The following is a 10,876-nucleotide window of genomic DNA, read 5'->3' as shown; positions in this document are numbered from 1 at the left end:
CGTATCATTCGGCTTAGCCATGGGTCAGCTCCTTTATAAGCTGGTTTGTGGTTAGCGGGTCGTAGGTGTTCCCGCACCTGCGGCCCGCGTCTTTTTTGCCCTCAAAAAAAAGAGGGCAGTGCCGTTCGGTCCCTACGGAATGGATTTGCCGGCCCCTCCATCATCCTCCTACTGGGTTTTTATCCAATTCCCAGGCTTCTGAGAGAGCCTGCGGAAATGTCCGGGGGAATTGTCCGGCGTTTCCAGGGCCTGTAGGGCGAATAACGCCACGGGCGTTATCCGCCGATGTCGCGGATAAGCGGCGGATAACCGCGGGCGGTTATTCGCCCTACGGAGCTGGAGCGGCAGCCGGCGTTTCCGGGGGCCTGTAGGGCGAATACCGCCACAGGCGGTATCCGCCAATACCCCGGATAAGCGGCGGATAAACGCAAGTGCCTATTCGTCCCGCGACAACCACGCCATCACCGCCCGGTTCACCCACGGCGGAGACAACTGCCCGGCCCAATAAAGCGCCGTGAACAACCCGCCCACCGGCCGGTGTACCCGCCGGCTGTGCGCCTGCCGCCAGGCCGCCTCGGCGATATCCTCGGCGTCCAGTCTCAGCCCCAGGCGACGCAACACCGGCGGCCGGTAGGCTTGCCCGGCGACCATCGGCGTGCGGACGAACGGCGGCATCAGGTCGGCCACACGAATACCGTGGCGGCGCCATTCCAGCTCCAGCGCCTCGGTAAGCCCGCGCACGGCGAACTTCGAGGCCGAGTAGACGGCCATCTCCGGTACGCCATACAGCCCCGATGCCGAACCCATGTTGAGCACCTGCGCCTGCGGCGTCGCGCGCAGGAACGGAAAGGCCGCGTGACAGCAGTTGAGGACGCCTTGCAGGTTGATCGCCAGCAACCGCGCATGGTCCTCCAGCGCGACCTCTTCGAAGCAGCCGAAACGCAGGACGCCGGCGCAGTTGAACAGCAGGCGCAGGCGGCCATCGGCACAGAACTGCGCAAGCGCCTCGCCGACCGCGTCGGGCTCGCTGACGTCCAGGGCACGCTGCCAGGCACCCGGCAATTCAGCGGCCAAGCCGCGCAGCGCCTCGGCATCGATGTCCAGCAAACCGACCCGCCAGCCCCGGCGGTGGAACAGCCGCGCGCTGGCGGCGCCGATCCCGGAAGCGGCGCCACTGATCAGGATGTTCTGCACCGGTCGCCCTCCGCGCAGCATTCGACGACGAACGCGGCCGCCTCGTCCAACGCCCGGTCGGCGCTGGCCAACACGCCGGCGTGGGCCTGGAACACGTGCCAGCAACCGGCGTAGCGCTGCAATCGCACCGCGACGCCCTGCTCGCCGGCCCGTTGCGCCAGGCGCAGGCTGTCGTCGCGCAGCAATTCGTCCTCGCCGACCTGAACCAGCAGCGGCGGCAGCCCCGCCAGGTCGGCATGCAGTGGCGACAAGGCGGCCGAGCCTGGCTCCGCGTCGGCCGGCAGCAACAGGCGCACCGCGCTTTCCAGCCAGGCCCGCGACAGCAACGGGTCGCCGCCCGCCGGTGTGTGCAGGCGCTGGCAGCCAAGGTCGGTCCAGGGCGAGAACAGCAGCAGCCCGGCCGGCAACGGCAAGCCGCGCGCCTTCAGTTCCAGGGCCAGGGACAGCGCCAGGTGGCCGCCCGCCGAGTCGCCGGCGAGCAGCAGTCGGCGCGGCGAATGGCCGGCCTCCAGCAATGCCAGGTAGACCGCCAGGGCGTCGTCGCGGGCGGCGGGGAACTGATGTTCCGGGGCGCGCCGGTAGTCCACCGCGCAAACCTCGGCGGCGCAGCGCCGGGCCAGGTGCGTGGTGATCGCCCGGTGGGTCGCCGGCGAGCCGATCAGGTAGGCGCCGCCATGCAGGTAGAGCACCCGGCGCCCCGCCTCCGCCCCGCGCGGCCGCAACCACTCGCAGGGCACGCCGGCGAGGCTGCGGCGCTCGCGGACGACGCCGCCGGCGCCCAGCGTCGCCAGGCTCAGCCCGCGCAAAACACCGCGTTGTAGTGCCACCGGCATGGGCGGACGGACCAGCCCGCGGAACAACAGGCGTAGGCAGCCGCGCAGGAGACCGGCGCGCAGGCGTTGCGGCGGCGACATCAGGGGCGCTTCAGCGGGCCAGGTCATAGTCGGCGAGCTCCGGCCGGCGCGTACGCCAGCGATAGACGAAGGTGTAGCCCGGCCAGTTATTGGTGTTCTTGCCGGCGGCAGTCTTGTACCAGCTGTCGCAGCCACGCTCCCAGACGGTGTGGCGCAACCCCTGTTGCACCTCCAGGTTGAAGCGCCGCTGGACCTCGGGCTTCACGTCGAGGTAGCGCAAGCCCTGCGCCTGGAGCTGGCGCAGGCAGCCGAGCACGTAGGGGAACTGGCTTTCCAGCATGTAGACGATGGAGTTGTGACCGAGGTTGGTGTTCGGCCCGTAGAGGATGAACAGGTTGGGGAAGCCGCTGACGCTGATGCCCTTGTAGGCTTCCGCGCCATCCGCCCAGGCCTGCCGCAGGTCGCGTCCGTCGAGGCCGAGGATGCGCATCGGGGCGAGGAACTCGGTGGCGGCGAAGCCGGTACCGAAGATGATCGCGTCGACCTCGTGCCGGCGGCCGTCACGGCCAACCACAGCGTCTTCGGTGACTTCGCGGATGCCCGTGTCGACCAGTTCGACATTGCTCCTGGCCAATGCCGGGTAATAGTCGTTGCTGATCAGGATGCGCTTGCATCCCAGAGGGTAGTCGGGAACCAGCCGCGTGCGCAGTTGCGGGTCGGCGATCTGCCGGTGCAGGTGGCGGTGGAAGCTCAGCCGCATCACCTTCATCAGCGCCGGGAAGGTCGCGAAGGCGAGCATCCGCGATTCATGGTGCAGGTACTTGAGCCCCCGATCCAGACGTTGCAGCCAGGGCCAACGCGCCTTCAGGCGGCGTTCCCAGTCGGCGTAGGTGCGGTCCGGCTTGGCGATCACGTAAGGCGCGCTGCGCTGGAACAACGACAGGCGTTGCACCTGCGGGGCGATCCGCGGGACGAACTGGATGGCGCTGGCTCCGGTGCCGATCACCGCGACCCGCTTGCCGGCCAGCTCGACCTCGGCGTCCCAGTTCGCCGAGTGGAACGCCGGACCCTGGAAGCGCTCCAGGCCGGGCAGGCGCGGCAGCAGCGGCCGGCTCAACTGGCCGGTGGCGCAGACCAGGGCCCGTGTGCGCAACGTCTGGCCATCGGCGCAGCGTACTTGCCATTCGCCGCTGTCGGCGTCGAAGCGGGCCTCCTCCACCTCGCAGTGGAAACGGATCTTCTCGCGCAGACGGTACTTGTCCGCGCAATGCCGCAGGTAGTCGAGGATTTCCGCCTGCGGGGCGAACTTGCGCGACCAGTCGGCCTTCGGCTCGAAGGAAAACGAATAGAGATGCGAGGGGACGTCGCAGGCGGCGCCCGGGTAGCGGTTTTCCCGCCAGCAACCGCCGACGTCGGCGGCCTTTTCCAGGACCAGATAATCGTCGATGCCTGCCTGTCGCAGGCGGATCGCCAGGCCGAGACCGGCGAAGCCGGCGCCGACCACCAGCACCCGCAAGGGGGCTTCAGGGCGGGACTCGTTGTGCATTGTTGTGCTCCCGTTTGTTGCTTGCCACGCCGTCCGGCGCGAGACCGCCCAGCGGCGGATGGCAGCATCCTAGTTCGCCGGGGCGACTGGCGTTATGGCCGGGCCGGACATAAAGTTGTGATTTTCGGTCAACTCCGGACACCGCCATGCCCACTCCGCCCTGGTCCCCCCGCCGCAGTGCCATCAGCGCGCACCTGCTGATCCAGTTCGGCATCGACCGCGGCCTCGGCCTGGAGCAGTGCCTGGCGGGTAGCGGCCTGGATATCCGCCTGCTCGGCGATCCCTCCGGGGAAATCGACGCGGCCCAGGAACTGAGCGTCGTGCGCAACCTGGTCCGGCACCTGGGCGACGCTTGCGCGCCGGGCCTGGCGGCCGGCCTGCGCTATCACCTCAACGCCTACGGCATCTGGGGCTTCGCCCTGCTCAGCAGCCCGACCTTCCTCAGCGCCGCGCAACTGGGCCTGCGCTACCTCGACCTGACCTTCGCCTTCCACGGCATCCGCCTGGAGGTGCACGACGACGAAGCGCACCTGGTGCTCGACGACGCCGGCATTCCCGAGGACCTGCGGATTTTCCTCCTCGAACGCGACGCCGGTGGCGTGTTGCGCATCCAGCGCGACCTCACCGGGCAGCGCCTGCCGATCCTCCGCGCCGGCTTCCGCCGCCCACCGCCCGCCGATCCCGCGCCCTACGTGCGCGAGCTGGGCCTGTGCCCGGCGTTCGACCAGGCGGACAACCGGGTGGTCTTCGAACGGCGCTTCCTCGACCTCCCGCTGCCCGGCGCCAATCCAGAGGTGGCGCGCGCCTGCGAGGAGCAGTGCCGCGCCCTGCTCGCCCGCCGCCAGGTGCGCGGCGGCCTGGCCGGACGCATCCGCGACCGCCTGCTGAGGACGCCCGGCCGCTTGCCGGACATGCAGACCCTGGCCATGGAACTGCACCTCACCGTGCGCACCCTGCGCCGCCGCCTGGACGACGAGGGCAGCAGCTACCGCCTGTTGCTCGACGAGGTGCGCCAGGCCCTCGCCGAAGAGCTGCTGGCCACCGGCGCGATCCGCCTGGAGGAGATCGCCGAGCGCCTCGGCTACGGCGAGGTGTCCAACTTCATCCACGCCTTCAGGCGCTGGAAAGGCATGACGCCGCGCCAGTATCGCCAGCGGCGACGACTCGACGCGATGCCCTGAGCCGCTCCGGGCTTATTCCAAGAAGGCAGGACGCCAGCGCTCGATGTTCGTTTCGTCGCCGCCTGCCAGCGGCTAGATTGGCCGTTCACGCGCCGCATCCGGCGGCGCGGCAGCGGAGGCATCTCCGCTGGCAACGGGAGAACGACACATGGGTTGCCAGCAACACGCATGGCCGGCGCACGCGCCGGAGCAGGTCGAGGCCGAGGTCAACTATATCCGCGACAACGGCCAACGGCCGGTCGCCTACACCTATCCGGCCCCCGCCGGGACGCCGCAGCGCAGCGCGCTGTTGCAGCCGACCCGGGTGGCGATCCGCAATGCGCGTCTGCTGGCGCAACCGGCCAGCCTGGAGCGCGAGGGTTTCCAACTGGTGCGCGAGGCGAGCGCGGTGGGCGATTTCGAGGACGAAGCCCAGGTTCGTGAACGCTACTACCCGGAAAGCATCGCCCTGCTCCGCCGCCTGACCGGCGCCGCCGAGGCGGTGATCTTCGACCACACGGTGCGCGTCGACCAGGCCGGGCGCGAAGAACGCGGCCTGCGCGAACCGGTGCGCTACGTGCACAACGACCAGACCCTGCGCTCGGCGCCGCGCCGGGTCCGCGACCACCTGCCGGCGGAACGCGCCGAACGGCGCCTGGCCGGCCGCTTCCAGATCGTCAACCTGTGGCGCCCGTTCGGCCGCCCGGTGCAGCGCGCGCCGCTGGCGTTGCTGGACGCCCGCAGCCTGGCGTTCGACGATCTGGTGGCCAGCGACCTGGTGTACCGCGACAAGGTGGGCGAAACCTACTCGGTCAAGCCCAACCCGGAGCACCGCTGGTACTACTACCCGCACCTGCTGCCGGAGGAAGCGCTGCTGCTGAAGATCTACGATTCGCGGGAGGACGCGCAGGCCCGCCTCGGCGCGCACACCGCCTTCGACGACCCCTGCACCCCGGCCGATGCGCCGCCGCGGCAGAGCATCGAACTGCGTTGCCTGCTGTTCTTCGACGAATGAGTCAGGCGGCGCGCAGGCTGATCCAGTAGTCGCTGTAGCGCAGCACGCGGATCGGCAGGCTGCGCCCGAGCATGTCCAGGGACGTGTGCATGTCGTCCAGCGGGAACAGTCCGCTGACGCGGTTGCCGGCGATCTCCGCGTCGAGCTGGAGGATGCCTGGCAGATAGGGCCGGAAGGCCTCCGCGACCCAGGCCAGGGAACGATCGTGGACCTCCAGCCAGCCGCTGGCCCAGGCGTCCTCTCCGGCCTGCATCGGGCCCTGTTCGAGCAGGCCGCCGGCATCGAACAGCAGGCTGCGCCGTGCCGCCACCGCCAGCTGGCGTCCCTCTCCGGTGGTCAGCCGCGCGCTGCCGCGCAGGGTCACCAGGCGGATCGCCCCGCGTTCCTCGGCAAGCAGCAGGCTGCCGCTCGCGCAGTCCACCCGTCCGGCGGCGCAGTCGAGGGCGAAGGCGCCGCGCGGGTCCTCCTTCACTTCCAGGCGCAACGCGCCGCGCCGCAGCTCCAGGCGTCGCTGGGCGTCGTCGAGCAACGGTCGCGCCTTGCTCCGCGCGTTCAGGCGCAGGCGGCTGCCGTCGGCCAGCAACCAGTCGCGGCGCTCGCCGGTGCCGGTCGCCAGTTCGCCGGGCAGGCCCATGCCGGACTGGACCCAGCGCTCCAGGCCGGCGCCGCCGGCGAGCAGGACGAACAGCCCGAGGGCGCCGCCGACGAAGCGCCGGCGGCTCGACGGCTGCTCCAGGGCGCGCAGCACGGTAGCGCTCGGCTGGCCGCGCCAGGGCGAGTCCTGTAGCGGCGCGAGGCTGCCAAGCAGTTGCCGGAACACCTCGGCATGCTCGCTCGACAGCGCCTTCCAGCGCTCCAGGGCGTCGCCCTCGGCGGCGCTGAAGTCGCCGGATTGCAGGCGCACCATCCATTCGATGGCCTCCTCGACGATGCGTTGCCGTTCCGGCTTCTCGCTCATTCCTGGAATCCCCGGTAGCAGCAGTGCAAGGCATCCTTCATCAACTGGTGGATGCGCCCCAGGGACAGTCCGAGGCGTTCGCCGATCTGCACGTAGGTCAGGCCTTCCAGCTGGCTCATCAGGAACACCGCCCTGGCCTGCCCGGACAGGCCGTCGAGCAGGCGGTCGATGGCTTGCAGGCTCTCGATCAGCATCCACTGCTCGTGGGGCGACGGCTGTACCGCCTCCGGCGCCTCGGCGAGGATCTGCAGGTAGGCGCGCTCCAGGTCCTTGCGCCGCCAGCTCTCGTACATCAGACGTTGCGCGATGGTCGCGAGGAACGCCCGCGGCGAGCGGATCGACGCCGGATCGGGGAGCATCCAGACCTGCAGGAAGGCCTCGGCGGCGAGGTCTTCGGCGCTGTGGCTACAGCCGGTCTGGTAGGACAGCTTCTTGCACAGCCAGTCGTAGTTCTGCTGGAACAACTGGGCGATCAGGGTGTTCTTGATGGAGCCTTGGCTATCCATGGTAAGCGTTCGCTGCTGGCAGGCCACGCCACGGATAGCGGTAGTGAGCCTGGAGGTTGAGGAACGGCGCCCGGGGCTGTACCCGTGGCGCGCGGTAGGGAATCAATCGAGGCGCTCCCGGCAGTCCGCCGTGCCCGCCGCCGGCCGCTGCGCGGACAGCCAGCCGCAGGCGGCGGCGCCGAGGATCAGCACGGCGCCCCACCAGGGGAGCGCGCGCACCGCCACCTGGTCCACCAGGATCGCGCCGATGAAGGCGCCCAGGGCCACGCCCAGCTGGATCGCGCTGGTGTTGAGGCTGATCTGGATCGCCGCGGTGTCCGGGCTGAGTTCCACCAGGTATTTCTGGATCGCCGGCCCCGGCGCCATGTTGAACACGCACCAGAACACCACCGCGCCCAGCAGCAGCGGCAGGCCGCCGGTGGCGAACGGCAGCAGGACCAGCGCCAGTGCGTGCAGGAGCAGGAAGGCGACGAAGGTGGCCGGCCCCGGCCAGCGGTCGGCGGCGCGTCCGCCGAGCAGCGCGCCGAGGATGCCGCCGCCCCCGTAGACCAGCAGGACCAGGCTGATGGTCGGTTTGTCGAGGGCCATGCTGCCGACCAGGAACGGCACGATGTAGGTGTAGACGGTGAACTGGCCGGTCATCTGCAACAGCGATGCCAGGTGGGCGAACGGCACCCGGCCGCGGGCCAGCGCCCGCAGTTGCTCCGCCGGGGCTATGCCGGGCGCGCCGGGTATGGCCGGCAGCAGGCGCAGGAGCAGCGGCAGGCCGAGCAGCGCGACCCCGGCGAGCAGCAGGAACAGGCTGCGCCAGCCCCAGAACTCGCCGATCAGTGTGCCCAGCGGTACGCCCAGTACCAGCGAGGCGACGATGCCGGCGAACACCAGGCCGATCGCCCGGCCGCGCCGTTCCGGTGCGACGATGGCCACCGCCAGGGTGATCGCCACCACCACGATGACCGAGGCGCTGGCCGCCACCAGCAGCCGGCTCGCCAGCAACAGGGCGAAGCTCGGCGCGGCGGCGCTGGCTAGGTTGGCGCCGACGAACACCAGCAGCACGCCGGCCAGCAGGCGGCGGCGCTCGATACCGGCGCTGAGGTAGACCAGCAGCGGGCCGAGCAGCGCATAGACCAGCGCGTACAGGCTCATCAGCAACCCGGCCCGGCCCTGGCTGACGGCGAAACTGGCAGCCAGTTCGTCGAGCACCCCGGCCACCACCAGTTCCACCGTGCCGACCACGAAGGCCAGTCCGGCCAGTAGCCAGACGCCGACCTCCGCCCTGCTCCGTTCAGTCTCGCCCATGGCTGCGTGCCTCCCCGTCGATGGCGTAGCGATAGCGCCCGAGCATGACCAGCAGCCCTGCCGCCACGCCGAACGCGCCGAGCAGGACCAGCGTCGAGCCCGCGTAGGAGCCCGCGCGGTCGTAGAAGTAACCCAGCAGCCAGGCCCCCAGGCTGATGGCGATGGCGAAGGTGAAGGGCTGGATCGAGCCATAGATCACGCTGAAATGGCGCAGGCCGAAGTAGCGGCTGACGAAGTACTGGGTGGTGCCGGTCTCGCCGCCGGCGCCCAGGCCGATCAGGAACACCGCGCCCCAGAGCAGCGCCGGCGGTCCGCCGAGGAGCAGGAGAAGCAGCCCGAGCGCCGCCAGCAGGGCGAACGGCAAGGCGATGCGCGGGGTGTCGTAGCGGTCCAGCAGATAGCCCAGCGCCGGTTGCGAAACGATCATGCCGACCCACAGCGCCGCCAGCACGTCGGTGGCGACCTCCCGCGCCAGGCCGCGCTCCTGTAACAGCGGCACGCCATGCACCATCACGCCGGTGACGGCGAACACGCCGAGGATCAGGTTGCCGACGATCAGCCAGAAGTCCGCCGAGCGCCAGGCCTGGCCTGGCGTCGCTCCGGGCAGCGCGTCGGCTGGCGGGCGCCGCGCCTGCGGCAGGTCGCCGGGCCGCTCGCGGAACAACGCGTAGAGCAGCGGCAGCGCCAGGAGGCCTTCGAGCAGGCCATAGACGAGGAAGGTGGCGCGCCAGCCGAAGGCGTCGATGCAGGCGCTGCCCAGGTACAGCGCCAGCGGCCCGCCGACGCCGAAACCGAGTCCGAGGATGCCGTAGGCCGCGCCGCGACGACGCTCGAACCAGCCGCCGAGGATCCGCGCATAGGGAATGTTGCCCGGCGTCAGCAGGCCGAGCAGCGCGAACAGCAGGTATAGCTGCCAGCCGCTGCGCGCCAGCGCCAGGCTGGCCAGGCACAGGGCCAGCGCGGCGGTCAGCGGCAGGACCAGGGCGCGCGCGCCCCAGCGATCCACCAGCCAGCCCTTCAGCGGGCTGCTCAGGGCTACCGCCAGGCCCAGCAGGGTCACCGGCAGCGCCGACTGGCCGCGGTCCCAGTCCAGGTCGGCGGCGATCGGCTCGATGAACAGCGAGAAGCTGCTGATCACCAGCCCGGTGGGGCCGAAGATCACCCCCACTACCGAGGCCAGCAGCACCCCGCAACTGGCCACGCCGAACTCGCCGACGCCAGGCGCCGGCGCGACGTCCTCCATGGCCTCGCGGACGACGCCGCTCATGCGTCGCGCCTCAGGCGCTCGATCAGTTGGCGGCGCAAGCGGATGTCCTCGGCGTTCTCGGTGGTGGCCTCGAGCTGGACGATCTCGATGCCGGCGCGATGAAAGGCCAGGATCTGTTCCGCCACCTCGCCGACGCTGCCCACCAGCACCCCGGCGAAGCTGCGCTGCACGGTATTCGCCACCCATTCGCGCAAGGCCTCCGGCTCCAGCCGGGCGAGCCGGTCGCGTTCGCCGTCGCGGGCGACCTGCGGCGATGCCGCCAGTTCGTCGAGGGGCCGTGCCAGAAGCAGTTCGAAGGCGGCCTGGCGGTAGTGTTCGGCGATGTCCAGGGCCGCCGCCGGGCTGTCGCCGAGGATCACCTGGAAGTGCTTCCAGAACTTCAGCCGTCGTCCCTGCTCCGCCGCCTCCTCGTTCAGCCTGCGCTTGAGCTCCGCGGTCTGCGTGGGGCTGGCGAAGTGGCCGGCGTAGACGTCGGCGAAGCGCACCGCCAGGCGTTGTGCCTGCGCCGAGGAGCCGCCGACGGATAGCGGCGGGCGCGGCCGCTGGATCGGCAGGAAGCCGCTGCCGGCGTCCTCCAGCCGGTAGAACTCGCCGTGGTAGTCGAAGGGTTCGCGGCTTTCCAGGGCGCGGGTGAAGACCTCCAGGTACTCCACGGCGCGCCGGTAGCGTTCGTCCTTGTCGGCGAAGTCGCCGTCGCGGCGCACGTCGGCGTCGCTGGAGCCGATCACCAGGTGTACGCCGGCTCGCCCGTTGGACAGGCCGTCGAGGGTGGCCAGGGCACGCGCGGCAACGGTCGGCTGGGCGCTCCCCGGTCGGTGCGCGACGGTGGCGCGCAGGCGCGGCGCCGCGGCCAGCGCCCAGCCGGCGACCAGCCAGGGGTCGGGCCAGGCGGCGGAAACGGTGAACAGCGCGCCGTCGAGGCCGTCCGCCTCTTCCAGGCGGGCCTTCTGCTGGATATCGAAGGCGCTCACCGCGCGACTGCGGGTGTCCGGCAGGAAACGCGCGGCCTGGCGGGCGAAGGCACTGTCGCCGATGACCGCGGAGGCGCGCACGCCGCCGCGCAGTTCGATGCTCATG

The 10,876-nt window shown here is 70.6% G+C and carries 10 protein-coding genes; 2 read left to right on the top strand and 8 right to left on the bottom strand.

Going from position 1 to position 10,876, the window contains the following annotated elements:
* Window positions 1–435: 435 nt before the first annotated feature.
* Genes HMPREF2886_RS16165 through HMPREF2886_RS16155 form a run of 3 tightly spaced genes read right to left on the bottom strand, consistent with a single transcriptional unit; the run spans window position 436 to window position 3,594 of the window.
* Window positions 436–1,194, bottom strand: coding sequence for an SDR family oxidoreductase (locus tag HMPREF2886_RS16165; RefSeq protein WP_079394863.1), 759 nt, complete (start codon window positions 1,192–1,194; stop codon window positions 436–438).
* Window positions 1,179–2,108, bottom strand: a complete 930-nt coding sequence (locus HMPREF2886_RS16160) for an alpha/beta hydrolase (RefSeq protein ID WP_079752160.1) — start codon at window positions 2,106–2,108, stop codon at window positions 1,179–1,181. Before HMPREF2886_RS16160 ends, HMPREF2886_RS16165 begins: the two co-directional genes overlap by 16 nt.
* Before the next feature lie 10 nt (window positions 2,109–2,118).
* Window positions 2,119–3,594, bottom strand: coding sequence for a flavin-containing monooxygenase (locus HMPREF2886_RS16155; protein WP_042166562.1), 1,476 nt, complete (start codon window positions 3,592–3,594; stop codon window positions 2,119–2,121).
* Window positions 3,595–3,740: 146 nt separating this feature from the next.
* Between HMPREF2886_RS16155 and HMPREF2886_RS16150 the strand changes: the two genes are divergently transcribed.
* Together HMPREF2886_RS16150 and HMPREF2886_RS16145 are read left to right on the top strand one after the other, a co-directional pair.
* Window positions 3,741–4,775 carry an AraC family transcriptional regulator gene (locus HMPREF2886_RS16150; protein ID WP_033977885.1) on the top strand — a complete coding sequence of 345 codons (1,035 nt, stop codon included), beginning with the start codon at window positions 3,741–3,743 and terminating at the stop codon, window positions 4,773–4,775.
* Between the two features lie 148 nt (window positions 4,776–4,923).
* Window positions 4,924–5,769 carry a CmcJ/NvfI family oxidoreductase gene (locus HMPREF2886_RS16145; RefSeq protein WP_033977883.1) on the top strand — a complete coding sequence of 282 codons (846 nt, stop codon included), beginning with the start codon at window positions 4,924–4,926 and terminating at the stop codon, window positions 5,767–5,769.
* 1 nt (window position 5,770) lies between these two features.
* On the opposite strand, the gene HMPREF2886_RS16140 is transcribed toward HMPREF2886_RS16145, so the two are convergent.
* The 5 genes from HMPREF2886_RS16140 to HMPREF2886_RS16120 all read right to left on the bottom strand — a co-directional run bounded on the left by HMPREF2886_RS16140 (window position 5,771) and on the right by HMPREF2886_RS16120 (window position 10,875).
* Window positions 5,771–6,727, bottom strand: a complete 957-nt coding sequence (locus HMPREF2886_RS16140; protein ID WP_058179319.1) for a FecR family protein — start codon at window positions 6,725–6,727, stop codon at window positions 5,771–5,773.
* On the bottom strand, window positions 6,724–7,233 hold the full coding sequence (locus HMPREF2886_RS16135) for a sigma-70 family RNA polymerase sigma factor (protein WP_003107976.1): 510 nt from the start codon (window positions 7,231–7,233) through the stop codon (window positions 6,724–6,726). Before HMPREF2886_RS16135 ends, HMPREF2886_RS16140 begins: the two co-directional genes overlap by 4 nt.
* Before the next feature lie 102 nt (window positions 7,234–7,335).
* On the bottom strand, window positions 7,336–8,532 hold the full coding sequence (locus HMPREF2886_RS16130) for an MFS transporter (RefSeq protein WP_070747824.1): 1,197 nt from the start codon (window positions 8,530–8,532) through the stop codon (window positions 7,336–7,338).
* Entirely contained in the window at window positions 8,519–9,799 is a 1,281-nt protein-coding gene (locus HMPREF2886_RS16125) for an MFS transporter (RefSeq protein WP_033970858.1), read from the bottom strand. Before HMPREF2886_RS16125 ends, HMPREF2886_RS16130 begins: the two co-directional genes overlap by 14 nt.
* On the bottom strand, window positions 9,796–10,875 hold the full coding sequence (locus HMPREF2886_RS16120; RefSeq protein WP_003120261.1) for an LLM class flavin-dependent oxidoreductase: 1,080 nt from the start codon (window positions 10,873–10,875) through the stop codon (window positions 9,796–9,798). The genes HMPREF2886_RS16125 and HMPREF2886_RS16120 overlap by 4 nt, the downstream gene beginning before the upstream one ends.
* Window position 10,876: the final 1 nt, after the last annotated feature.

Origin of the sequence: Pseudomonas sp. HMSC066A08 (genome assembly GCF_001813025.1) — a bacterium.
Classification (GTDB): domain Bacteria; phylum Pseudomonadota; class Gammaproteobacteria; order Pseudomonadales; family Pseudomonadaceae; genus Pseudomonas; species Pseudomonas aeruginosa.
Note: the sequence above shows the minus strand (reverse complement) of the source record. Positions and strands in the feature narration are given on the sequence as shown.

Excerpts from the sequence above, each read along its gene's own strand:
- HMPREF2886_RS16160 (WP_079752160.1), bottom strand. The coding sequence starts at position 2,108 with ATGTCGCCGCCGCAACGCCTGCGCGCCGGTCTCCTGCGCGGCTGCCTA.
- HMPREF2886_RS16155 (WP_042166562.1), bottom strand. The coding sequence starts at position 3,594 with ATGCACAACGAGTCCCGCCCTGAAGCCCCCTTGCGGGTGCTGGTGGTC.
- HMPREF2886_RS16150 (WP_033977885.1), top strand. The coding sequence starts at position 3,741 with ATGCCCACTCCGCCCTGGTCCCCCCGCCGCAGTGCCATCAGCGCGCAC.
- HMPREF2886_RS16145 (WP_033977883.1), top strand. The coding sequence starts at position 4,924 with ATGGGTTGCCAGCAACACGCATGGCCGGCGCACGCGCCGGAGCAGGTC.
- HMPREF2886_RS16140 (WP_058179319.1), bottom strand. The coding sequence starts at position 6,727 with ATGAGCGAGAAGCCGGAACGGCAACGCATCGTCGAGGAGGCCATCGAA.
- HMPREF2886_RS16135 (WP_003107976.1), bottom strand. The coding sequence starts at position 7,233 with ATGGATAGCCAAGGCTCCATCAAGAACACCCTGATCGCCCAGTTGTTC.
- HMPREF2886_RS16130 (WP_070747824.1), bottom strand. The coding sequence starts at position 8,532 with ATGGGCGAGACTGAACGGAGCAGGGCGGAGGTCGGCGTCTGGCTACTG.
- HMPREF2886_RS16125 (WP_033970858.1), bottom strand. The coding sequence starts at position 9,799 with ATGAGCGGCGTCGTCCGCGAGGCCATGGAGGACGTCGCGCCGGCGCCT.
- HMPREF2886_RS16120 (WP_003120261.1), bottom strand. The coding sequence starts at position 10,875 with ATGAGCATCGAACTGCGCGGCGGCGTGCGCGCCTCCGCGGTCATCGGC.